Below are 23,571 nucleotides of genomic sequence, written 5' to 3'. Positions count from 1 at the left end.
CCATGTTCGCCGGCGACGCCCTTCCCGGCATTCGCGTCGACGTCGCCCCGGCGCCCGTTGCCGAGGCGCTGCCACGCATGGACGTCGCCGTCTTCGCCGGGTTCGCCGAACGCGGACCGTGCCACCGCGCGATCGCCCTTTCCAGCCCCACCGCCTACGAAACAGTGTTCGGTGGCGTTTGCCCGCTCGCCTATGAAGCCGATAGCGGCGCCCGGCTGACGGGCAACCTTGCCGCCACCGTCCGCGCCTTCTTCTCCAATGGCGGCAAGCGCTGCTGGGCGATCCGGCTTGCCGAAACCGACGATTTTGCCGCCGTCCGCGCTTCCCTCGGGGTTGTCGATCCGGGATCCAGGCCGGCCACCATGGGCCATTTCGCGCTGCCCGGCATCTTGTGCCGCCTGCCCGATGCGGAAGACAATGCGAGCATCGTCTCGCCCGCAATGCTGGGCGCGGCGAGCCTCGGCTCCTGGTCCGATGCGATGCAGCTCGCGACGCGCGTCGCCCGGCAGCCGCTCGCCATTACGCGGCAGCACAGGGTGGCTTATGGGCTGCGCTTCGCCGATCGGGGCGTGCTGTCCCCGGGGGACCTGATCGAGCTCGGCGGCGGCAACGGGCTGGTCACGCGCTATGCCAAGGTGCTGCGAATAAGCGGCGGTGAGGTCTTCGCGCTCTGGATCGCGTCCTTCGCCCGCATCACTGACAGTGAAGCGGGCTCGCTGGTCATCAAGAAGGGCCATGCGAGGATTTCGGGTGAGTCCGGGCTCTTCATCGCCAAGCTGACTGAAGGTACGACCGCCACCCTCGCGATCGATCCGGCCGTGGCGAAGCTGCTCGTACCCGGGCGCTGGGTGCAGTTCCTGCATCAGGGCGAAGCCGACTGGCTGCGGATCGAAACGGTGAAAGGCAGCAAGGCGCTCGGCCCGGCCTGGCAGCAGGTCGCATCGCGCCTGCCCGGCGCGCCGCTTTCCGCCGCCAGGGTGACGGTCGACATCGCCGAGCACCGCCCGGGCACCGACCGGGTCAGTGCCGGATTGTCGCCGGCGCCCGAGGCGGCGGGCGCGATCCAGGGCCTGCTCGACGCCGATCTTTTCCATGCCGACCCAGCAAACCGGACCGCGGCGATCCGCCCAGGCTTTGCGGTCGCGCGCAGCGAAAGCGCGCTGATCGCGCTCGGCTATGCGGGCAGCGGCGGGGTCGGAAGCTTCGGTGACATCGCGGCGCGCTTCGGCACGCCGGCCTTCACGCCCTCGGACCGTATCGCGCTGCGCTCGAGCTGGCTCCCGATCGGTCTCGACGCGAGTTTCGGCGAGCCGATCGGCCCGGTACCGCAGAGCGATGACCCGCTGGTGCGCGACGGACTTTCCCGCTTCGACGAGCGGCTGTTCCTCGATCCCCGCCTTGCCGATCTTCGCGGCGCTACGCTCGTCGAACAGGTCGCCGCGATCAGGGATCTGGACGAAAGACAGCTGTTCGGCATCCATGCCGCGTTCGACATTGCCGGCGATCTGTTCCCCGAGCCGAGCCTTCTCGCCGTTCCCGATGCGGTGCAGCCCGGCTGGGAAACCGGCGCGCCACCGGCTGCGGCGCTCCCACCGCAACCCGGCGCGCCGGCAAATCCCGACTGGCGGACCCATTCGGGCGGCTGCGCCTCGGCCGACACGACCGCATTGGCAGCGCCCGACTTCGGCGCCTTCCTCGACAGTAGCACGAGGCTGCTCGACACGCCCATGCTCGTCGCGCCGACCCAGCCGGTGGTCGCGGATCTATTCACTCTATCCTGGGGCCCGCAGCCGGCGGGCAGCGTCGTCGTGCTCGAAGAAGCCGCGAAGCCCGATTTCTCGGATGCCGTCGAAATCCTGCGCGACACCGGCGTCGAGCATCTCGACATCCCCGGCCGCGCCCAAGGCGCGCATTATTACCGCCTGCATATCGAACTGGACGGCAATGTCTCGTCCTATGCCAGCGCCGTGGTCGTGCTGCACAAGGCGAGCTATGTCGCGTTCGGGGAGCCGGCCGGCCCGGCCCGGCTCGCGCTGCTCGCGCGCCTTCAGGTCGCCATGGTGCGGATCGCCGGCGCCAATGGCGACTTCTTCGCGCTGCTGTCACTTCCCCGCCACTTTCGCACGGCTGACGCCGCAGCCCATGCCTCCGCCCTCACGACTCTCGCCCCCGGCGCAGGCGGTGTCGCCCAGCTTGGTGCCGATGAGCAAAGGCTCCTCTCGTTCGGCGCGGTCTATCATCCCTGGCTGATGTCGCGCGGCAGCAACGGCTTGCTGGCATCGCCACCCGAGGGCGCCGTCGCCGGGATGATGGCGGCGCGAGCCGAGGACCGCGGCGCCTGGATCGCGCCCGCCAATGATCCGCTCCAGGATATTGTCGGGCTCGACCCGGCGTTTCCCGAAGCCGAACTGCTGACTCTCGACCGCGCGCGCGTCAATATGGTGCGCCGCCTGCCGCTCGGCTTCACGCTGTACGATGCCGACACGCTCTCGAGCGAGCGCGACTGGCGGCAGATCAACGTCCGCCGGTTGATGATGCTGCTCCGCCGCACCCTGCTCCGGCGCGGCATGACCTATGTGTTCGAGCCCAATGGCCCGGTGCTGCGCCGCGCGGTCGAGCGCAGCCTGGTGGCGACGCTAGACGACCTCCAGCAGCGTGGTGCCTTTGCCGGGGCGAGCTCGGCCCAGAGCTTCCGGGTCGCGGTCCAGGAGAGCGCGGCCGATCTCGATGGCGGCCGGTTGGTCGTCGAGATTTCGGTCGCGCCCGCCCAGCCGATCCGGTTCCTCACCGTAAGCCTCGTCCAGCAGGGCGCGCGGCTCACCATCCTCGAGGCGGCGTGATGGCAGACGATCCGCGCCCCTTCACTGCCTTCAACTTCTCGGTCGAGATCTATCCCGACGGCAAGAGCGCGCCGCTCTGCAAGGCTGCCTTCGCTGAATGCGACGGGCTGGAGATGACGCATGATTTCAAGACGATCCGCTCGGGCGGCGCCAATGATCATGCCTATCGCGTGCCGGGGGTGATCAACTACGCCAACCTCACGCTGAAGCGCGGGCTGACCGGCAATTTCGATCTCTGGACCTGGTTCGCCGCTTCGATCGCCGACCCGTTCCTGCGCGCCAATGCCGAGGTGGTGATGCTCGCCGAGGATGGCAGCACCGAGCGCGCGCGCTTCCAGCTCAGCCGCTGCCTGCCCGCCAAGCTCAAGGCACCCGCGCTCAACGCCAAGGACGGGACGATCGGAATCGAGGAGTTCCAGCTCGCTTACGAGAAGCTCCAGCTCGCCCCGGCGGCGGGAGGTGGCAAATGAGCGAAGCAGTGCTGGTCAAGGCGAAGCTCATCGAGCTCAAGCAGGATCTCACTTCCGAGCTTCCCGGCGGCAAGAAGATCGACGTCCAGTTCAACCCCGAAAACATGAAGGTCAGTTTCGCCAACCAGGTCGCCGAGCCGAAGGGCGGCGACCAGAAGGCGGGGACAGCCGGGCGCCAGTTCGTCGGCGCGGGCACGACAAAGCTTGTGCTGACCCTGTGGTTCGATGTGACCGCGATGGACAAGCCGGTCGACGACGTCCGCCGCCTGACCGCCGACGTCATCTATTTCATGACCCCGACCAAAGCCGATTCCGACCCCAAGAAGCTTGCGCCGCCGGGCACGCGTTTCTCCTGGGGCTCGTTCATTTTCGACGGGATGGTCGAGGGGCTCGAGGAATCGCTCGAATTCTTCTCGGCCGCCGGCAAGCCGCTGCGCGCCAGCGTCGCGGTGACGATGAGCCAGCAGAAGATCCTGGTGGCTGATTTCAAGGGCAGCAGCGGTATCGTCCCGAACCGCCCGGGCCAGCGGCCGTTCACGCCGGCACCGCAAGGCGGCAGCCTGCAGAAGATGGCCGGCGCGGCGGGCAAGGGCGGCGACTGGCAAGGCATCGCCGCCGCCAACAATATCGAGGATCCGCTGCGCATGTCACCCGGCGCGCTGATCGATCTCGACGCGAGCGTGAGCGTCGGCGGCGGCATCGGCTTCGGCGCGAGCGCATCGATCTCGGCGCCGTCAGTCTCGGCAAGCGCCGCGGTGTCGCTCCCGGCACCCAGCCTGTCGATCAGTTGAGGAGAAGGAAATGGCAGTCGTCATCGACGAATTCGAAGCGACCGGGGAACCGGCCGGCGACGCCAAGGGTGATGCGGCGCCGCCGCGCGAGCCGCATCCGCACGAGACAAGGCGGCGGCTCCGCATGGTCGCCTTGCGCGTCGCGCGCCTGTCGCCGCGCTGAGGGCCGCCATGTCAGCTGAAGTCGCCCGTCTGCCGATGCGCCCAGCGCGGCCCTCGATCGCGATCGAGGACAAGCGCGACGCGAAACTCGAGGCCGCCCTGCTCCGCTACGAGCTGACCGACAGCATCGAGGGGATGGCGCGTGCCGAACTGGTGTTCGGCAATTGGGGCGGCGACGACAAGCCGGGCTTCCAGTATTTCGACCGCAAGACGATCGAGTTCGGCAAGAAGATCAAGGTCGGGATCGGCGACGACAGCATCCTGTTCGAGGGGCGGATTACCGCGATCGCCGCTGCCTTTCCCGAAGGCGAGGCAGCGCGGATCACCGTCTTCGCCGAGGACCGGCTGCAGGATCTGCGCATGACCCGGCGCACCCGCTGCTTCGCGCAATCCTCGCTCGGCGACGTGGTCCGCAAGATCGCGCAGGAGCACGGACTCCAGGCGCAGATCGATACCCGGGCACCCGCGGTGCCGCTGCTCGCCCAGCTCAACCAGACCGATCTCGCCTTTCTGTTCGATACCGCGCGGCGCTTCGATGCCGATATCTTCGTCCAGGGCACGACGCTGCACGCGGCCCCGGCGCGGACTCAGGAGGGCGTCGCGCTTGCCTGGGCCGGGACGCTGCGCTCCTTCCATGTGCTCGCCGATCTCGCGCAGCAGCGCAGCGCCGTCGTCGCTTCGGGATGGGACGTGTCGGGCAAGGAGGGCGTCAGCCATCGCGGCGTGAAGGATGCGATCCAGCCCGAGCTCAATGGAGATACCGCCGGCGGCGATATCCTGGTCCAGGCGCTTGGCGAGCGGGTCGACACGCTCGCCCACGGCCTGCCGCGCTCAGCCGACGAAGCGAAGCAACTCGCCGAGGCGAGCTATCGCCACATGGCGCGCGGCTTCGTCACCGGCGAGGGCACCTGCGAGACCGACGTCAAGCTGCGCGCCGGGGTCAAGCTCGACCTGACCGGGCTCGGCCCGTTGTTCGAGGGCAGCTACCGCGCGATTGCGGTCACCCATCTCTACGATCCCGAGCATGGCGCGCGGACCGAGTTCCGCTGCAACCGCCCGGGAATCAAGCCGCTATGACCGCCTTCGCGCTTCTCGACGGCGACCGCCGCCAGGTGCAGCTCGACGAGCGCATGCCGCAGGGCTGGGGTGGCATCTGGTATGGCGTCGCGCCGGCGACCGTCGTCGATATCAAGGACCCCGATGGCCAGGGCCGGGTCCAGGTCACCCTGCCCTGGTGCCCGGATTCGGGCGGCGGCCGCTATGAGGCATGGGCGAGGACGGCGTCGCTGTTCGCCGGCAAGGATCGCGGCAGCTGGTTCATCCCCGATGTCGGCGACGAAGTGCTGGTCGCGTTCGAGCATGGCGACCCGGCGCGGCCTTATGTGCTCGGCGGCTTGTGGAACGGATCGGATTCGCCGCCCGATTCAATGGATGGCGCGGGGAAGAACAACCGCAAGGTGATCAAGTCGCGCGAAGGGGTGAAAATCACCTTCGACGACACGAGCGGCCAGGTCCAGCTCATCATCGAGACACCCGGCGGGCAGAAGGTGACGCTGAAGGATACGCCCCCGGCGATCGATATCGAGGATGCGAGCGGCAATTCAGTCAAGCTCGAAGCCAGCGGGATCACCATCACTGCCTCCGCCAAGGTGACGGTCAACGCCAGCCAAGTCGCGGTCTCGGCCGGGATGGTGACGGTCGATGCCGGCATGTCGAAATTCTCTGGCGTGGTCCAGGCTGACACGGTGATCTGCAACTCCATCGTCTCGGCGAGCTACACGCCGGGCGCGGGGAATATCTGGTGACCGCGCTCGCCCATCCCCTGACCTGGGCCGCGCCCCGGCCGCTGTGGCGGGGCGGCGCCTCGCCCGGTCGGGCGCCGACTATCCTGCGCTTCGCCACCGACGATTTCATGGACCAGCTGCTGGGGATGCTCGCGACTGATCCGGGCAGCCTGGCCGATCATGTTGCCCGCTACGAAACCTGGCGCTCGCCGCCCGGCACCCTCGCCACCGAGGATCTGATCGAGCGGGTGCCGCTGCCGGCGCCGCTCAAGCAATCGCGGCTGATGACGCGGCTGGCCCGCGCGCCGAAGCCGATCGCCGTGCCTGCGGCCGGCACGCCGGGGCTCAAGCTCTATCAGCCGGCGCACCAGCGTTATTATATCGCCTGCGCCACCCTCGCCTGCGCGATCCCGGGCCTGCCCGACCGCAAGCTGGCGGGCGGCCATGAGCAGGTCGGCTTCGTGCTGCGCCGCCGGATGCCGGCGACCGCCAATGCGCCGGCCGGCAGCCCGCTCGTCGAATATGGCTATGTAAAGGACGCAGCCGGCGTGCGCTGGCAGCGCGTCTCCGACGGGAACGACGCTGTCCTCGCGCCCGGCGAAGAGCGGTTGCCTGCCTTCCCGCTCGCGCACCAGGACGGCCATGGCCTCAAGCGCAGCCTGTGGGGCGGGCTGATCCCGGTCGGCCGCCGCGAGCAATATCTGAGCGCCCCGGTCACCCGCACGGTGAAGCGCCTCGTCGAAGGCCAAGCCCAGGCATTGGCCGGAGTTACACCCGATGCACCGCGCAATTCGAAGCTCGCGCGCACCACCGAATTCAAGATGGATTTCGCCGAACCGTGGAAGGCGCTGATCCAGGCGGCGATGAAGGCAGCCGACGATATCGACCGCGACAATGACAAGGATTATTCGAGCCCGACAAAACGCCAGACCCGCATCCGCGCCCGCAATGTCGGCTTTCAGTCGCAGAGCTGGCTCCTGCTGCTCGACCTGATGGCGTTTCTCGACCGCCATCTGAAGACAGTCGCGGCCGCGGTCCGGCGAGACAGCGGTGCCGGGTTGAGCGGCGCCAAGCTCGATCTCTACATCTGGCTGTCGAACGGGCTGCAAAAGGCCGATAGCGACCGGCTCGCCAATGGTTTCAAGCTCACCGGCGCCAATCCGAGCCCCACGCCGCCACTGCCGCATCTGCAAACCCTGGCCGATGCGCTCCGTCACATCGACGCCGCGGGCGGCGGCGCGCTGCTCGAGGCAGCCGAAACACAGTATCGGGACGTGCTTGCCGAACGCGCGCGCTGGCCGAGCTTTCATTATCTTCTCGCCGGCATCGCAAGCGATGGGAATGGCGGCGCGATCGATGCGGGCGGCGGGTTCCGCACCCTGCCCCCGTCAAACCCCGGCACTGCGCCCGATGCCGAGATCGACGCGCTCACGGTGCCGCTGGCCGGCCCGGCCGACCCGGTCTCGATCGACCCCAGCCCGGCCCCGCCCCACCCCCAGCCGTTCGATATCAACGCGGTCGAGAAGCTCACCGTGCTCGTCGCCCGCGCGCTCGACACCAGCGATGAGAGCGATGCCCGCGCCATGCCCTTCGCGCAGCAGCTCGCGCTGGCGATGCAGGACAGCGTCGGCGACACCGGCCAGTTCATCCTGCGCTTCGTCCATCTGAATGCCGATTGCGGGCCCATCCATCCGCCCACCCTGTCGGAACCGAGCGTGCCCTTCGAGCTCGCCAATTTCTTCGATCCCGATGCGCCGGCGCGGCCGGTGCGCATCACCCTGCCGATGGACACCAGCCCGGCCGGCCTGCGCAAACATGCCCGCGGCACTGCCTTCGTCCTGTCCGACATGCTGTGCGGCCAGGTGCAGCGCGCCAAGGGCATGGGGTTCATCGATCTGGTGCTTCAGGTCCTGCCCTGGCCGCTCCACAAGGACATCGACACCGGCGACGGCGGCGGCTGCAAGAATGCCAACGGCATCGACATCGGCATGATCTGCTCGCTCTCGATCCCGATCATCACGATCTGCGCGCTGATCCTGCTGACAATCATCATCACCCTGCTCGATTTCATCTTCCGCTGGGTGCCCTTCTTCATCCTCTGTTTCCCCGTGCCGAAGCTCAAGGGCAAGGGAGGCGGCGGATGACCAGCCCGTTCGGCAAGAGCCTTGCTTTCCCGCCACGCGTCGACGCGTCAGGCCGCATGCTGTGGTCCGAGGGCGAGCGGAACATCCAGGAATCGATCGCGATCATCCTCAGGACCGCCCCCAATGAGCGGGTCGGCCTGCCGCGCTTCGGCGCCGGGCTCACCGCTTTCCTGTTCGAGCCCAACAATGCGGCGACCCATGCCCGCGTCGCGCATGCGATCGACAGCGCGTTGAAGAGCCTGGAACCGCGCATCAAGGTCGACACGGTCGACGTCGTCGCTGACCCCGAGGCGAGCGAGACCGCGATCGCGACCATCACCTATCGCCTCGTCGCGACCGGCTCGACCCAGCGGATCGCGCTCGATGTGCCGCTCGCGGCAGCCGGTTGACGGAGGACAGGACATGCCACTCCCCGCACCCGCCACCGACAACCGCCGCTACCAGGCGCTGGTCGACGAGCTCGTCGCCCGCATTCCATCGCACACGCCTGAATGGACCAATTTCAACGATTCGGATCCAGGCGTCACGCTGATCCAGCTGTTTGCCTATATCACCGAAAGCCTGCTTTACCGGACCAACCAGATTCCCGAGCGCAATCGCGCCAAGTTCCTCCAGCTGCTCGGCGTGCCGCTCGCGCCGGCCCAGGAAGCGCGCGGTCTCGTCGCCTTCGCCAATGGGCGTGGCCCGACTGAATCGCTGGTCGTCCCGCGCGGCACTGAAGTGTTCGCCGGCGCCCTGCCGTTCCGGACCGCCACATCGCTCGACGTGCTGCCGCTCGAGGCGCGCTTCTATGTCCGCCGCCCCATCATCAGCCCGACTCAGGAGCAGCAGGATTATTACGCGCTGCTCTACGCCTCGTACGACAAGCCGGTGCCGCAGACGCTGGCGCTGTACGAGACAGTCGAGGTCGTCGGCGGCGGCGGCGTCGATCTCGCTGAAACCGTTGATCACAGCCTGTGGGTCGCGCTGCTCGGGCGGACCATGGACAATGTTCCGGCAAAGGATCGCGACGGCTGGGACGATCTGCGCAGCAAGCTCGCCGGGCGGACTTTATCACTGGGCATGAAGCCCGATCAGGGCGCCGATCAGATCGTCGCCCGCCCCGGCACGCCGCCGGCGCTCAGCGACGGCCTGCTCCGCTTCGAGCTGCCGAGTCCGGGCCCGATTGCGCTCGATGCCAATGGCAGCCCGATGCCAAGCTATACGCGGGTTGCCGCGCGCGCCGATTTCGATCCGCTGTCTCAGCCCGGCATCATCGAGCTCGCGCTTCCCGCCGCGGCCGGCCTCGATCTCTGGCATCTCGACCCGCTCGAGGCCGGCGTAGGCGACCTGCCCCCCGTCGCCGATGCGCCCGACGTCGCCGCCCGAATCGTCACCTGGCTCAGGATTCGCTCGGGCAGCACCACTGACGTCAAGCTCGATTGGGTCGGGATCAACGCAGCCCAGGTCCGTCAGCAGTTGCTGATCAGCGCCGAGCAGCTCGCTCCCGGCGACAACACGCCCGACCAGGTTCGACAGCTCCGCCAGACGCCGGTGCTCGCGGGGTCGGTGACGCTGACCAGCATCGAGAACAACACGCGCCACGACTGGACAGCGATCGACGATGTCCGCGCCGCCGGTCCCGAAGTCGCGATCCCCGGGGCACCCGACATGGGTGATCCGCTCGCGGTATTTTCCTGCGATGCCGAGGCCGGTACGCTCAGCTTCGGCGACGGTTTCACCGGCCGTCGCCCGAAGCTCGACGAAGCTCTGTACGCCAGTTACGCCTCGACCGCAGGGGCCGCGGGCAATGTCAATGCCGGCGCGCTGAAGGGCGGGTCGATGGTGCCCGAAGGCGTGACAGTAACCAACCCGGTCCCGACCTGGGGTGGTGCCGATGCCGAAAGCGTGGCCGCCGCCGAGACCCAGATTCCGCGTTTCATCACCCACCGCGACCGGCTCGTCACCGCCGAGGATTTCCGCGCCATCACCTGGCGGACGCCGGGGGTTTCGATTGGCCGGATCGAGATACTGCCCGCAGCGCATCCGGACGTCGTGCCCCTGACGATCGGCTCGGCGCCTGGCGCAGTCACGCTGATGGTGATTCCGATCCGTGATCCCGCTCACCCCGACGCCCCGCGCGCCGATCGCCCCTTCCTCAACACGCTCTGCAATTACCTCGATCCGCGTCGTCTCGTGACGACCGAGCTGGTGCTTCGCGGGCCCGATTATGTCGGCATCTGGATCTCGATCGGTATCGAGGTGGCCGGCGGCCGGGCGGTCGCCGAGGTGGTCGAGGCAGTCAAGACTCAGATCAAGGCGTTCCTCAGGCCGCTCCCCGCTCCGGACACGCCCATGCCGCAGCTGCCGATGCTCTACGGGCCTGACATCGACCCGGCGCTGCGCGGCTGGCCGCTTGCCCAGGCGGTTCATGCCCGCAGCCTCCAGGCAGCGGCCGCGCGCGCAGCCGGCGTGGTGTCGGTCGAGGACGTGCTGCTCGCACAAGGATCGGGCGCGGCGGTCGACAGCATCGCTCTGTCCGGGCTTGAGCTTCCCGAGATCCTCGGCCTGTCGGTGGTCGCCGGGTCGCCCCTGTCGCTCGACGCACTGCGTGGCGCCACGACGCCCAGCCAGACTGCCCCGCGCCTGCCGGTCCCCATTTTGGCGGAGACCTGCTGATGAACGTCAACAGCGCCCATTTCCATCTGCTGCTCGGCGACGGCGACTGGGGTGCGTGCACCAGCGTGGGGGCCAAACCGGCAGCGCTCGCGAAAAAATGGAAGTCGCTCCAGCCGGACGACACGATTCCCATCTTCGACGCGAAAAGCCTTCAGCTCACGCTGCAGCCGCTCGAGGAGCCGATTCCGGCGACTCCGGGCGAGCCCCTGTTCACCGCCGCCGATCGCCGCGACGCCGTCGCTGATCGCAACGGCAATCTCTATGTCATCGCCGACGACCGGCTGGGCTTGACGATACGCTCCGCGGGCAGCGGAGTGGTGACATCCTTCTGGCCGCCCGCGCCCCGCCGCCGTCGCCGTGAGACGCGTGCCTTCGCTGATGCGGCGCCCGTCGAGACGGCGCCCCGGATCCTGGCCGGGCTCACGATCACGAGCGACGATTTCCTGATCGTGGGTGCCGGCGGCAGCCTGCTCCGTTTCGATCTGGTCGGTGGCGGCCCGCCCGACCGGGCGCAACTCCCCGACGGCATCGTCGCCGCCGCGCTTGCCCCGGCTGGCGACGGCGGCCTCTGGCTGCTCGACGCGACATCGCCGCGCCTGTTCAGGCTTGATGCCAACCTCTGCATCGAGGCCCGCAGGGTGCCTGGCGAGGCGGCGATCTTCGCGCCCGACGGCATCGATCCGGCACCCGGATTCACCGCCGAACCGGTCACCATCGACACGAGCGTCATCCCCGCGCCCGCCGGGCTCGTCGCGCTGTCCGACGGCGCTGTCATCCTACTCGACGCGCCGGTGAAAACCGCCGCCGGGCTGTTTATTCTCGATCCCGGCGCGAGCGCGATCCGATCGCTGATCAGGCTCGACATTGTCGCCTTCTGCTTCGCCGCCACCGAACCCAAAGGCATGCCAGCCCTGCTGCTCGCGGATACCGACGGCAACCAGGCATGGCGCGTCCAGCTGGTGCAGCGGAACGGTCGCTGGGAGGCGAGTCCGCAATCCGATACGCTGCCGCTGCGCCGCTTCGGTGGGCGCGCGCTGGTGCCGATCCAGGGAAATGTCCATTATGACAGCGGCGCCACCGACCCGATCTGGGTCCAGGTGATCGCGATTCCGCATCGCCGCTACGCCCTGAGCGCCGGCTTCGTCACGCCCGTCCATGACAGCGGCGTCCCGCAATGCGTGTGGGACCGTATCTGGATCGACGGTTGTATCCCGCCCGGCGCCACGGTGCGGGTGGAGGCGCGTGCCGCTGACGATTCCCGGACCTTCGCGACCCAGGCGACGACCGGCTGGATCGCACAGCCGGCTCTCGTCCTCTCGCCGAGCGGTTCGGAGCTGACCGGCAAGCGTGCGATCGCCGCGGTCGCCACCGACCCCCGCAACGGCAAGGGAAGCTGGGGCCTGCTGCTCCAGGGCATTACCGGCCGCTACACCCAGCTCAGGATCACCCTGATCGGCGACGGCCGCATCACGCCGCGGCTGCGCGCGCTCAGGATCTGGTATCCGCGCTTTTCCTATGTCCAGCGCTTCCTCCCTGGCGTCTATCGCGAGGAGCCGGTTTCCGCCTCGTTCCTCGAACGCTTCCTCGCCAATTTCGAGGGGCTGAACACCATGATCGAGGATCGCATCGCCACCGCCGAGGCCTTGTTCGATCCGCGCATCGCGCCAGTGGAAATGCTCGACTGGCTGGCAAGCTGGTACGAAGTCGCGCTCGACCCGGCCTGGGACGAGCGGCGGCGGCGTCTCTTCATCGCGCACGCCGCGGCATTCTTCGGCTGGCGGGGCACGATCCGGGGGCTGCAACTCGCGCTCAAGCTCGCGCTGGACGAGACGATCACCGCAGCTGACTTCACCCTCGACGGCCCCGATTGCACCTGCCCGGGCGCGATCCGCATAGTCGAGGCTTATCGCAACCGCCCCCGATCGCGGCGCTTCCCCAAGGCAACCGATATCCCCGCCCCCGGCATCCGCAGCCTCGATGGCGACTGGCTGCCTGAAGAAGGCGCCGCCGGCCTCTGGGCGCGCTGGCCGGAGGGGCCGGCCCCCGCCGGACGCTTCCCGCTGTTCCCGCTGGCCGGCAAGGAAGCCATCTGGACCGCGCTCGTCCAGCAGCAACTCGGCTTCGTGCCGAGCGTCGGCCAGGCAGAGCGGGCGCGCTGGCAGGCATTCCAGGCCTCGATCGGCATCGCCGCGCCCGAACCCGACCTGCCGGCAGCGACGAGCGACGTCTGGGAACGTTATGCCGCGCTGCCAACGCACGACCGACAGGCATGGCAGGATTTCCTGCGCGCCCGCTATCGCACGATCGACCTGCTCAACGCAGCGCACGACACCCTCTGGAGCGATTTCACGCTCGTGCCGCTTCCCGATCATCTGCCCGCCACCGCGACCGGCGCGCGCGACTGGCTGATGTTCGAAGGCCAGGAGATGCCGATCGACCGCGCCGCGCATCGCTTCAGCGTGCTCCTGCCCCGCACCCGGGTTGATACCGACCCGGACACCGAGGCGACTCAAATCGCCCTCGCCCGCCGCATCGTCGGGCTCGAAAAGCCCGCCCACACCGTGTTCGACGTCCGCTTCTACTGGGCGATGAACCGGGTCGGCGAAGCGCGGCTCGGGCTCGACAGCGCGATCGGCCAGGGCAGCCGCGCACCCGAACTGGTGCCCGCCGCGGTGCTCGGCCGCGCTTATGCCGGCGCCACCTTTATCGGCGGTCCGGCGATCCCGCCCACGGGCAGGAGCCGGATCGCATGCTGACACATCCAACCCAGAAGGGGGAGCGATACCATGGGATGCTGTAGCCCATTTTCGGCGGTGGCGACGGCCTCGACCGCCGACCCCGCCCGCCACGTCAACTTCACCGCCGGCATGGTGCTAGGCGTCGACGATTATCGCCAGGAATTCGCCTATCATTCAGCGCGCGACAAATGGATTGTCCGCGAGTTTCTCGGCTATGGCACGCTCTCCGGCCTTGCGGTCACCGTCGAGGCGGATGCCAACGGCCCCCGCGTCCGCGTCACGCCCGGCGCCGCGGCGGCCCCGAGCGGCCAGCTGATCTGCGTCGGCCGCGAGCAATGCGGTTCCTTCAACCCGTGGCTCGCCCGCAAGGAGATTGCCGACAAGCTGAACGCCCAGGCCGCGCTCCAGGTCGACCATGACCATCTCACCCTCAATCTCTTCCTGACGCTCTGCTATGTCGACTGCGCCGTCGCCGATGTGCCGATCCCCGGCGAGCCGTGCCGCAGCGACGAGAATCTGATGGCGCCGTCACGCATCGCCGACGATTATACGCTGAGCTTCTCCTTCGATCCGCCGCCAATGGCCGAGGCGCTGGCCGGCCCAGCGCTGGATGCGTTCTGGGCTGGCCTGGATATCGCTCCCGCCAACGCCGACACCGCCAAAGCCTTCGCCACCGCGCTCAGTCGCGCCGAGCTGCAGCTCCGGCTCGCGCTCGGCGTCTATCCCGCTGACGCGCCGGCACCGGCGGATGCCGATCTCGGACAGATCAGTATCGCGACCAACGCCGCGCCGCGCTTTCGCGCCGCGCTCAAGGCACTCTGGGTCACGCGTCTCCGCCCGCTGGTCGCTGCCCAACGCTGCGGTACGAGCCCGGTCACCGCGAATGACTGCGTTCTGCTCGCCCGGCTGACCGTTCCCGTCGTTCGCGTCTCCACCCATTGGGAAGTCGCGGCGCCCCCCGTCGACCAGCCGACTGCGGTAACGCTGGACGAAACCGATCGGCCGGTACTCCTGCCCGCAGCGCTCGCGCAATCGACCTTCGGGGCTACGGTAAACGACGATTCGAGCGGCCAGACCATCGCCTTCATGAGCGCGGCCGGGAATATCCTGCCGCCGATCCGCATCGCGGTGGTGCGCTCGGATACGGCGATCTCGGTCAAGGTCCCGCCCGCCAACGCAGCGAGCCTCGGCAAGGAGCTCACGGTCAAGGCCGGCGGCGCCGGCGTGATCACGCTCACCACCCCAGCCTCGACCACGATCGACGGCGCCAACACTCTTGACCTCAAGGTACGCGGCGCGGTGTCTCTGGTCTCGGATGGCGCCAACACCTGGCACGTCACCGGACTGGTTCAATGAGCGCGTCCGGCGATTTCATCGATCTCGAACAGCCGGTCAGCGATGGCGGCATCGAGAGCGTCAACTTCTTCAACGGCCGGTTGCTGACCGGTGGCGACATGTCCCGAGAGCAGCGCGCGCGCCGCGATTCGGAGGCGCGGTTCGGTGAGGCGCTCGGCGACGGCATCGCCTTCGGCCTCGACGTCTCCGCCCAGCCGCCCGATGCCAATGACACCCTGCCGAGCATCCTCGTCCAGCCCGGCCTTGCGGTCAGCCGCACCGGGCAGTTGCTCCGCCTGAACCAGCCCGAGCGGATCCGCCTGTCGCGGACTGATTCCACCAGCTTCGCGACGTCGGGCTGCGCCTTTGACGATTGCGTGCCGCTCGCTGGCGGCACCTATGTCGCCGGCGAAGGTCTGTATCTGCTCACCATCGCGCCGGCCGAACTCGCCGCGGGCCGCGCCCCGACCAACGGCTCGGGCGCGACGGGAACGCCATGCGATATCGATCGCCGGATCGACGGCGTCCGCTTCCGCCTGATCGAAATCCCCTCTTCGCTCTATGCCGACCTTCCCGTCACCGCGCCGGACTTCCGGAACCAGATCGCCTATCGCTGCTTCGGCCCGGGCGTGCTTGTTGACTGGTCGACCAACCTGCTCGCAAGCGGCGCGCGCGTCGACGGGTTGCTCGACAGGATGGCCGGCTATGGCTTCGCGGTCCAGGAAGTCCCGCTTGCACTGATCGGCTTTCAGGGCGCCGCTGACCTGACGCTGCTCGATGCCTGGTCGGTCCGCCGCCCGCTCGCCCTCGCCGATCCACCCGGCCCCTTCCGCAGCGCCACCGCGCCGCGCCGCATCGCCACTGGCCGGGCGATGCTCGCCCAGTTCCAGGCCCAGCTCGACGAGCTGGTTGCCGCCAACACCCCCGGGCTCAAGGCGCGGACTTATTTCCCCAATCTACCCCCGGTCGGCGTGCTGCCGCGCATGACGCCCGATCAGGGCAAGGATTTCTTCGGCGGGATGGAGATACGTGGGCCGGTCCATATCAACAGCGCGACGGTCGAGCTGCTGATCCGCGAGAGCCTTGCCTTCCCCGCGATCCGCTCGGCCGACATCGAGATCGTCTGGCTCTACGCGGTCGCAGAGAACCTGATCGCCGGCACCAAGGCGATGGCGGACGGCACCAGGGTCGACCCCTATCTCGTCTTCGCCTCGGCGAACCTCGCCTATCGCGGCGACGCCCGCTTCAACCTGCATCGCTGGAACTACGCCAACTACGCGCTCGGCGGTGGCTGAGCCTCCGCCGGAAAGGATCGCAAGACCATGGTTCAGACCACCGCCACCGACCCCGGCACGATCGCTGTCCCGATGTCGAGCATCCTCGACGCGCTCGAAGGCGTGCTCACCGACGAAGAGCGGACCGCGCTCTACGAGCAGCTGGTCGGCCTGCGACCGTCCACCGTCGCCCCCGGCGACCTGATCACCGCCGAATTGTTCAACCAGGTCAGGAGCGACATCAATGATCTCGTGCGTCGCGTGACCCTGCTCGAAAGCGCAAGCAACACGACGCCCAAGCTCCCGATCATCCACCAGATCGTCCCGCAGATCGTCCATTCGGGCGATCAGCTCATGGTGCTCGGCGAGAATCTCAATCCGGAGCTGCTCAACCGCATTCAGGTGAATGATACGCCGGTGGCGATCGCCGACCTCCTGACCGGCAGCGGACCGACCCAGTTGATCTTCGCTGCGCCCGGCATCATCGGGCTGCCGCCTGCAGGTACCGTGGTGATCCTGACGATTTCCAATGCAGCCGGCAGCGCCCAAGCCACCTACACGCAGCTGCCCGGCATTTCGTCGAATATTTCGGTGAATGTCGGCTTCGTTCCCAAATCCTTCACTCCCAACCAAAGTCTCGCGCCGACCACTGATTACGCCTTCACCTACGAGCTGCAGATCCACAGCTCGCAGGACGAGACCTTCCAGCTCGTTCCGCACATCGAGGGGGGCTGGACCGCGACAGTCAAGGACACCGACCAGATTCCGGCCACCGCGGCTTCCGCCGTCAACGGCCTTACCGTGCAGAAGGTGATAACGGTCCACACCCCCGCCAACGGTGGCGGTGCCGGCAATCTGGTGCTCGAGCTCAAGGGGACCAAGTTCCCAGGCTTCACCCAGAGCTCGCAGCCCTTGCCGCTCGCGCTCGGCACCAAGCCGGTGCTGCCGAGCGACCAGATCCAGTTCATCAATACCGACGTGCTCGGGCCACATGCCTGGGCGAACAATGTCATCAAGATCTTCTCGGGGGCGCCGACCATGCAGAATGGCGCCACGGCCACCGTCAATATCAGCACGATGTTCGCCGCGACGGGCAGCTATACGATCGACAGTCTGACAGTCGCGCCGGGAACGGACTGGCAGATCAGCAGCAGCCCGCAAAGCCCGTTCACCGTTTCCGACATCAATTTCCCGACGATGCTCTCGTTCATCATCAAGCCGCTCAAGACCAGCCTCGACGGCAAGACCTTCATCTCGGCCGATGGCACGTTCAGCTTCACCGTCAACGGCCCCGGCGGCGCCACGCAGAAATTCACCGCCGCCCTGCAGGTCCGGTCGGCGTGAGCCGGCCCACCGCAACCCATCGTCAGATGCTTTCTCAAGGAGAATGACCATGACCCGTTATTCAAGCACATTAAGGCGCCTCGCCGTCAGCGGCAGCGCCTTGACCGCGCTGCTGATGCTCGAAGGATGCCCCGGCGCCAGCCTCTATAATGCACGCGAGCTCATCGGCTTCCCCACCACTGCGCTCGGGATGGGGACGCCCAATGGCGTGGCGGACGATGCTGGCTGGACCAATGGCTTCACCAAGTTCCTGGAAGACGGATCGTCATCGCCGGCAGCCTTTATGCGCGGGGTGGCCGACGCGAACCACGTCTATCTCTATGTCGAAGCCGAAGATTCGAAGTTCGACAGTGACGACGCGGTCATCGTGGCGTTCAACCCCACCGGCGACAACAACAAGTTCATGCGGCTGCACATCTATCCGTGCCGGCTGTCGGGTGGCGGCGTCTGTCCGGATACAGGAGCGGTCCCTGATACGAACCTCACTCCCTCGGTCGAATTCGAAACCGGAACGCTCAATGCGGGTGCCGTCACCTGGGGCGCGAAGAGCCAGTCGCCGGCGGGCGTGGTGGTACGCTCTGCCACGGCGCCAAACCATGTCGCCGGCCGCTGGTCAGTCGAAATCCAGCTCGACCGTTCGACCTACCCGTTCCTTGCCAAGGGCACCTTCGGCATGTTCGTCGATGCGATCTCCGTCAACCCGGGCGGGTTCGGCATGTCCGCCTCAGCCGTGCAATATAGCTGGCCGCTCGGGAGCTTCGTCGGCGCCAACGCCAGTGACCCACCGGCGCAGGTAGCGATCGACACGGCAGCGCTGCCGCTGCCGCGCTGGGGCACCGCAACGCTGGATACTGCCACGCTCGGCACCGGCCTGCAGATCACCGGCTTCGAGACCACCGGTGCCGACCCGAGCCTGATCTCGCTGACCCAGCCCAACGAGTTCATCGCGACTCTCGCCAATTCCCCTGACGGCAGCGGCGGCCCCGACCTGACCAACGCAACCGCCGACTTCCAGATCAACAATATCGGCCTTCATCCCGACTGGACCTGGACCGGGATTCCGCCGACGCCGATCCCGAACACGCCGCAAACCATTCATCCCCAGGAATATGTCTCCTTTTCCTCGGGCGAATGGCAGCTTGCCACGACCGGCAACTGGCAGGGATCGGGCAAGACGGAACAGCAATTCTTCACTGACAATCCGCACCAGTGCATCATGGTCAACGCGCATAATCTGGGCTTCACGACCTCGCGCCAGTACAACATGAATTTCGTCTCGGTGAACTCGCCGTTCGACATGAAGCCCGAGATCGCGATGAGCGCCTGGCGCAAGAATTTCCCCCAGGCGACCGGCGTCACGCTGCGCGAGGAGTTCTTCAACGCGCCCGATGGCTTCACCTGGCAGACCACGCTTGGCGGCGCCGAACCCGCGGGGCCGCATAGCTGGCTGCTCCGCTCTTTCGACAAGCCAGTCCTGCATCTCAAGCAATCGGTGCTCGTCGACGAAAAGCTCACCCTGCCGAGCACCAGCTACCCGCTCGACGCGGTCTCCCTGTCGCAGGGCAAGACCTTCGATCTCGACGTCAAGCCAGGCACGGTCACGACCCTGCTCGCTGACGGCCAGGCCATGTTGAGGGGACGCCCGGTGAGCGCGGGCGGTATCGGGGACCAGGCGGCCAGGCGGCTCCAGATCGAAACCAGGCATGTTCCCGACAGCCTGCGCGGCGGCCGGGGAATCCAGACCGGCGCGCTGGTCGGCTCGTTCGACGGGTTCAAGAGCCAGTTCGCGATCGGCAACGGTACGACCTTCTATGTGCCAGCCGACGCCGGCAAGCTCTCGGTCCGCTTTGCGACCAGGGTGCCGTTCGACAAGGGCGCCTTCACGCTCCAGTCGATCGCGACCGCGCCGACGCCGTTCTCCGTCAACGGCGCCAATCTGGACAGGCTGCGCAATGCCCGTCTGCCGATCCTGCTGCCGGTCGGCAACAACCTGCCGATCCATATTGTCCGCGGCTCGCTTGCCGTCGGCAAGGTGATCGTGATCGGCGGCCACTCCTATCCTGTCGGCGTGCCGATGGGCAGCTATGGCTCGATCATCCGGCACGTGCGCGATGGCTCGGGCGTGCCCGGCCAGCCGGGCGGCCCCAGCGGTCCGGGGACGCCCAACGTGCCAGGCACGGTGGTGACCGGCACCACGGTCGTCCCGAAGGGTGGCTCGCCGACGGCGCTGCACAACACCGTGACGCCGATCAAGCCCAGATAGGCGATGCTCCCGTCGCGTCCCCAGGCCGGCGCCGACCTCGCCGTCCACCGTGCCCGCGCCACCGGGTGGCGCGGCACACGAGCCGAGGTCGCGCGCTGGCTTGAGGACGTGCCGGTCGCTTCGCTGGGCCTCGACCCGGAGGAACTGCTCTATCTCCCCCGACTGCGGGTTCGCGTCCCGGCGCATCAGGGTCCTGGCCCGGGCCGGATGCCGGAGCGGATCATCGCCGAGTTGCGCGCGCTGCTCGCCGGGGCGGATAGCGGCTGGGGCGCTGGCTTCTCGCCAGATCGCGCCTATCGATTCACCAGCCGGGGCCGCTATTTCGCCTGGCTGGTCGCGCTGCTGATAAAGGACGGCTCGGCCCCCGCCCTCGGCGCCTTCAGCGCTGCCACCGGTACTGTGTCGCTCCGACGGTGGCAGCGTAGCGCCGTCCTGCCCGACGGCGCCGCTTTCGTTGCCACGATCGGGCGGCTGGCGGAGATCGGCTGTGCCGCGCGCTGGATCGAGCGCTTCGATCCGGCCGATGCGGCGCTTGCCCGTTCCGGGCTCGAGCAAAGCTTCGGGCTTCGCCTCGATACGCCCGCCGCGCCAGCCGCGCGCGGCACGGCAGGCCGGCCGAGCGTGCGGCCGGATCCCATAGCGGACAGGCCGTTGACCGAGGCGATCACGCAGCTCGTGGCGCAAGGCAATGAGTGGCACGCGCTTCCCCCTTCCGGCAAGGCGCTGCTGCTCGCGGCGATCGTGCTGGCGCGCGCCCCGTCGCGGTCTCCCGCCCAGGCCGCTGCGCTGGCGGTGCTGCTCCCAATGGCGTGCGAGCCGCGGGAGGAGCGATCCCCGCATCCGCTTCTGGCACCCCGCCGACCACCAGTCTCCCACCATGAGCCGTGCCGCGCAGGCACCGTTTCGCAATCGGAAAGCGATGAACCAAGGCGGGGCGACCGCCGGCTGACCGCCAGCCCGCAGGCGCGCGCCACTCGTGTCGCGCCGCCGGTTGCGCCGCCGGACGGCACAGCGACATGTACCGGTCCGGCGATCGGCCCGAACACCGGTATCCATGTTCCCTTGTCCGCATCGCCTTCGCCGCGCTTCGAGCGCGCAGCGCCCGGCCGTTCCGTGGGAGTGCCCTTTCTCGCGCCAGATGCGCAGTTCAGGACCGGCTATGGCGGCCTGCTCTTCCTGCTCAACGCCTTTGTCGCGCTGGGCCTCTACCCCGATTTCTCCGCGCCGACGGGTGCGCGGCTCAATCCCTCGCCGCTCTGGCTCGCCGACCGGATCGGCCGCTACTGGTTCGGCATATCCTATCGCCGCGATCCGCTGGCTGGCTGGATCGCCGGCCACGCAGCGTCCGGACGCCTGCCCCGCCTTTGGCAGGCCGAACCCGACTGGCTGACGGACTTCGCCACCATCGTCCCGCCGCGCCGCGTGTGCTGGCGCGGGCGCGTCACCGTCTGGCATCCCGCGGGCTTTCCGCTCGCTGACGAACGGAAAAGCGGGCGCTCGCTGCGCGCCTTCGCTGGCTTCCGCCAACCGCGAAGCGGCCGTGCGTCGCTTGCCCGCCGCCTGCCATCGGGCTCGTCCGATCGCTGGGCCGCCTGCCTGGCCTGCTATCTCGACGCGCGCCTTCGCCTCCTTAGCGGCGCCGGCCTCTCGCTCCTCGCCCAGCCCGCCCGGATCCGAACCCGCGACCTCGACCTGACCGCGACCTTCGCCCTCGATCACCACCCGATCGGCCTGCGCATCGCGGGGCTCGATCGCGACCCGGGCTGGAGCCCGGCCGAGGGGCGCGCCATCGCCTTCGTCTTCGAATGATCGGCCGGCCGCCTTTCGTCGCTGTGCCCCGTGGTGCTGCGAGCCATTTCCGGCTGACGCTGTTTGCGACCGTCCTGCGCCTCGCCGAGCTGTGTGCGCCCGGCGAGCAGCCTGCCTTCCTGGCCGATTATCTCGACGAATGTGCGATGCTCTGGGGCACGCCCAGGCCGCCCGATGCCGCGACATGGAACAGCGCGGTCGATCGCTGGGCGTCGGACCAGCCTGATCTCCCCTTCGCCCGGCTCGCCTCCGGTTTCCCTGCCCTTCATCGCCAGCTTCTCGCCACGATTGCGCTGATCGAGGAGGATCCGCGCTTCGCCAGCCTGATCGAACCCGAGGGCGGCTTCGCGACGCTTGGTGGCCTGACCGCACTCTGGCGCGAAGCGGTTCCCCTGCGCGACGGCAGCGCTGTCCGCGATCTGCTGCTCGAAATGGTCGCCGCCGGCGTGGTCACCGTCGCCAATGCCGAGGCGGCGCGGATCGAGTGGCAATTGCGCCTTTCGCATCCGATCCACGATCTGTTGTCGGGCGCAATTCCCCGGCTCGACGGCGCGATCTTCGAACCCTGCGCCATCTTGCCCGAGCCGAGCGGCTGGATCGGCGAGGGCGATCCGGCGGCGCTTGCGGCGATGCTGACGGCCAACCGGGCCGCCCTCCTGCTGGTGCGTGGCCCGCGCAACAACGGCCGCAAGACGTTGCTGCGCGCCGCCGCGCGCGCGGCCGGGCTGAACGTGCTTGCCCTCGCGCCGGCCACGATTGCTGATCCGACACGCTGGCGCACTGCCGGCGCGCTTGCGCATGCCGGGAATGCGCTTGTCCTTGTCGAACTGGAAACCGGACCGGCCGAAACCGTCGACCTGCCGCAACACCCGCTGTTCGCCGGGCCGATCGGCGTCGTCACCGGGATGACCGGCGGCGTTCGCGCGCCAGGCGCATTGCCGACGATCGGCTTGCATCTCGCCATCCCCGATGCGGCGCTCCGTGAAGCCCATTGGCGCAGCGTCGGCTTCACCCCCCTCGCCGAGTCGCTCGGTACGCTGTCGCTGACCTCGGGCAATATCCGCCGCGCCGCCGTCGGCGCCGCGAGCCGCGCCGCGCTGGCCGGCCGGGCCGTGCCCGGGCAGAGCGATGTGATGCGCGCGCTCCGCGACCTGCGCGATGCCGGGCTCGACGCGCTCGCGACGCCGATCGACCTGACCGCGCCACCCGAGCCGCTCCACCTCGATATCGGCGACCAGACGGAGTTCGATGCACTGCTGCTGCGCTGCCGTCACCGCGAGCAGCTCGGCGATCCGGGCGGCGGGCGAGGCGTGCGCGCGCTGTTCGCCGGGCCGAGCGGTACCGGCAAGACGCTGGCCGCGCGCCACATCGCCGCCGCGCTCGACAAGGATCTTTACCGGATCGATCTTTCCGCCACGGTCAGCAAGTTCATCGGCGAAACCGAGAAGAGCCTCGAGCGCGCGCTGTCGGCGGCTGAATCGCTCAACATCGTGCTGCTGCTCGACGAGGGCGATGCGCTGATGGCACGGCGCACCGACGTCTCGAGCTCGAACGACCGCTATGCCAATCTCGAGACCAATTTTCTGCTGCAGCGGATCGAATCCTTCGACGGAATCCTGCTTGTCACCAGCAACGACGCCGATCGCATCGACCCGGCTTTCTCGCGCCGGATGGACGCGGTCCTCGCTTTCCGTCCCCCCGACGAGATCCGCCGCCACGGCATATTGCGCCAGCTGCTCGGCGAGCACCGCGTGTCGCCCGGGCTGCTCCAGGACATTGCGTGTCGCTGCGCCCTGAGCGGCGGGCAACTGCGCAACATCGCGCTCCACGCCCGCCTGCTCGCGCTCGATACCGGCGCGCCGATCAGCGACATCGAGCTCCGCCAGGCGGTCGTGCGCGAATATCGCAAGACCGGCGATTACTGCCCGCTCAAGCTCCCGTTGCTGGCGGTGGGCTGAG

Annotated in this window: 16 protein-coding genes; all 16 read left to right on the top strand. The window is 68.3% G+C overall.

All coding sequences use genetic code 11. From position 1 onward, the window contains the following. The first annotated feature begins 2 nt into the window (after positions 1 to 2). The 16 genes from ABD050_RS24120 to ABD050_RS24045 are packed head-to-tail and all read left to right on the top strand — an operon-like array spanning position 3 to position 23,570. Entirely contained in the window at positions 3 to 2,840 is a 2,838-nt protein-coding gene (locus ABD050_RS24120) for a phage tail sheath C-terminal domain-containing protein (protein WP_343892087.1), read from the top strand. After that, positions 2,840 to 3,310 carry a phage tail protein gene (locus ABD050_RS24115; RefSeq protein WP_343892086.1) on the top strand — a complete coding sequence of 157 codons (471 nt, stop codon included), beginning with the start codon at positions 2,840 to 2,842 and terminating at the stop codon, positions 3,308 to 3,310. Before ABD050_RS24120 ends, ABD050_RS24115 begins: the two co-directional genes overlap by 1 nt. Next, positions 3,307 to 4,101: a CIS tube protein gene (locus tag ABD050_RS24110; protein WP_343892085.1), complete on the top strand. Its 795-nt coding sequence runs from the start codon at positions 3,307 to 3,309 to the stop codon at positions 4,099 to 4,101. The genes ABD050_RS24115 and ABD050_RS24110 overlap by 4 nt, the downstream gene beginning before the upstream one ends. 10 nt (positions 4,102 to 4,111) lie before the next feature. After that, complete coding sequence (locus ABD050_RS24105) at positions 4,112 to 4,264, top strand: hypothetical protein (RefSeq protein WP_343892084.1); 153 nt, start codon at positions 4,112 to 4,114, stop codon at positions 4,262 to 4,264. Between the two features lie 8 nt (positions 4,265 to 4,272). Next, positions 4,273 to 5,340, top strand: coding sequence for a phage late control D family protein (locus tag ABD050_RS24100; protein WP_343892082.1), 1,068 nt, complete (start codon positions 4,273 to 4,275; stop codon positions 5,338 to 5,340). Then, positions 5,337 to 6,068, top strand: coding sequence for a phage baseplate assembly protein V (locus tag ABD050_RS24095; RefSeq protein WP_343892081.1), 732 nt, complete (start codon positions 5,337 to 5,339; stop codon positions 6,066 to 6,068). The genes ABD050_RS24100 and ABD050_RS24095 overlap by 4 nt, the downstream gene beginning before the upstream one ends. Continuing rightward, positions 6,065 to 8,191 (top strand): hypothetical protein, encoded by a 2,127-nt coding sequence (locus tag ABD050_RS24090; protein ID WP_343892080.1) that lies wholly within the window; start codon positions 6,065 to 6,067, stop codon positions 8,189 to 8,191. The genes ABD050_RS24095 and ABD050_RS24090 overlap by 4 nt, the downstream gene beginning before the upstream one ends. Next, on the top strand, positions 8,188 to 8,580 hold the full coding sequence (locus ABD050_RS24085) for a GPW/gp25 family protein (protein WP_343892079.1): 393 nt from the start codon (positions 8,188 to 8,190) through the stop codon (positions 8,578 to 8,580). Before ABD050_RS24090 ends, ABD050_RS24085 begins: the two co-directional genes overlap by 4 nt. A gap of 13 nt (positions 8,581 to 8,593) precedes the next feature. After that, positions 8,594 to 10,849 carry a baseplate J/gp47 family protein gene (locus tag ABD050_RS24080; RefSeq protein WP_343892078.1) on the top strand — a complete coding sequence of 752 codons (2,256 nt, stop codon included), beginning with the start codon at positions 8,594 to 8,596 and terminating at the stop codon, positions 10,847 to 10,849. Further along, positions 10,849 to 13,605, top strand: a complete 2,757-nt coding sequence (locus tag ABD050_RS24075; protein WP_343892077.1) for a phage tail protein — start codon at positions 10,849 to 10,851, stop codon at positions 13,603 to 13,605. The genes ABD050_RS24080 and ABD050_RS24075 overlap by 1 nt, the downstream gene beginning before the upstream one ends. Before the next feature lie 30 nt (positions 13,606 to 13,635). Then, on the top strand, positions 13,636 to 14,943 hold the full coding sequence (locus ABD050_RS24070) for a hypothetical protein (protein WP_343892076.1): 1,308 nt from the start codon (positions 13,636 to 13,638) through the stop codon (positions 14,941 to 14,943). Continuing rightward, positions 14,940 to 16,217: a hypothetical protein gene (locus ABD050_RS24065; RefSeq protein ID WP_343892075.1), complete on the top strand. Its 1,278-nt coding sequence runs from the start codon at positions 14,940 to 14,942 to the stop codon at positions 16,215 to 16,217. The genes ABD050_RS24070 and ABD050_RS24065 overlap by 4 nt, the downstream gene beginning before the upstream one ends. Before the next feature lie 27 nt (positions 16,218 to 16,244). Then, a complete protein-coding gene (locus tag ABD050_RS24060) occupies positions 16,245 to 17,540 on the top strand; it encodes a hypothetical protein (protein ID WP_343892074.1) in 1,296 nt (431 codons plus the stop codon). Positions 17,541 to 17,589: 49 nt separating this feature from the next. Next, positions 17,590 to 19,803, top strand: a complete 2,214-nt coding sequence (locus ABD050_RS24055) for a hypothetical protein (protein WP_343892073.1) — start codon at positions 17,590 to 17,592, stop codon at positions 19,801 to 19,803. Between the two features lie 3 nt (positions 19,804 to 19,806). Further along, entirely contained in the window at positions 19,807 to 21,612 is a 1,806-nt protein-coding gene (locus ABD050_RS24050; RefSeq protein WP_343892072.1) for a hypothetical protein, read from the top strand. Then, positions 21,609 to 23,570, top strand: a complete 1,962-nt coding sequence (locus tag ABD050_RS24045) for an ATP-binding protein (RefSeq protein ID WP_343892071.1) — start codon at positions 21,609 to 21,611, stop codon at positions 23,568 to 23,570. The genes ABD050_RS24050 and ABD050_RS24045 overlap by 4 nt, the downstream gene beginning before the upstream one ends. The last annotated feature ends 1 nt before the right edge of the window (position 23,571 follow it).

This window comes from Sphingomonas oligophenolica (genome assembly GCF_039522915.1).
GTDB lineage: Bacteria > Pseudomonadota > Alphaproteobacteria > Sphingomonadales > Sphingomonadaceae > Sphingomonas > Sphingomonas oligophenolica.
Note: the sequence above shows the minus strand (reverse complement) of the source record. Positions and strands in the feature narration are given on the sequence as shown.

Bases quoted from the DNA above. Each gene is read 5' to 3' on its own strand.
- ABD050_RS24105 (WP_343892084.1), top strand. From the start codon at position 4,112: ATGGCAGTCGTCATCGACGAATTCGAAGCGACCGGGGAACCGGCCGGC.
- ABD050_RS24100 (WP_343892082.1), top strand. From the start codon at position 4,273: ATGTCAGCTGAAGTCGCCCGTCTGCCGATGCGCCCAGCGCGGCCCTCG.
- ABD050_RS24115 (WP_343892086.1), top strand. From the start codon at position 2,840: ATGGCAGACGATCCGCGCCCCTTCACTGCCTTCAACTTCTCGGTCGAG.
- ABD050_RS24085 (WP_343892079.1), top strand. From the start codon at position 8,188: ATGACCAGCCCGTTCGGCAAGAGCCTTGCTTTCCCGCCACGCGTCGAC.
- ABD050_RS24095 (WP_343892081.1), top strand. From the start codon at position 5,337: ATGACCGCCTTCGCGCTTCTCGACGGCGACCGCCGCCAGGTGCAGCTC.
- ABD050_RS24045 (WP_343892071.1), top strand. From the start codon at position 21,609: ATGATCGGCCGGCCGCCTTTCGTCGCTGTGCCCCGTGGTGCTGCGAGC.
- ABD050_RS24055 (WP_343892073.1), top strand. From the start codon at position 17,590: ATGACCCGTTATTCAAGCACATTAAGGCGCCTCGCCGTCAGCGGCAGC.
- ABD050_RS24080 (WP_343892078.1), top strand. From the start codon at position 8,594: ATGCCACTCCCCGCACCCGCCACCGACAACCGCCGCTACCAGGCGCTG.
- ABD050_RS24065 (WP_343892075.1), top strand. From the start codon at position 14,940: ATGAGCGCGTCCGGCGATTTCATCGATCTCGAACAGCCGGTCAGCGAT.
- ABD050_RS24060 (WP_343892074.1), top strand. From the start codon at position 16,245: ATGGTTCAGACCACCGCCACCGACCCCGGCACGATCGCTGTCCCGATG.
- ABD050_RS24075 (WP_343892077.1), top strand. From the start codon at position 10,849: ATGAACGTCAACAGCGCCCATTTCCATCTGCTGCTCGGCGACGGCGAC.
- ABD050_RS24070 (WP_343892076.1), top strand. From the start codon at position 13,636: ATGGGATGCTGTAGCCCATTTTCGGCGGTGGCGACGGCCTCGACCGCC.
- ABD050_RS24050 (WP_343892072.1), top strand. From the start codon at position 19,807: ATGCTCCCGTCGCGTCCCCAGGCCGGCGCCGACCTCGCCGTCCACCGT.
- ABD050_RS24120 (WP_343892087.1), top strand. From the start codon at position 3: ATGTTCGCCGGCGACGCCCTTCCCGGCATTCGCGTCGACGTCGCCCCG.
- ABD050_RS24110 (WP_343892085.1), top strand. From the start codon at position 3,307: ATGAGCGAAGCAGTGCTGGTCAAGGCGAAGCTCATCGAGCTCAAGCAG.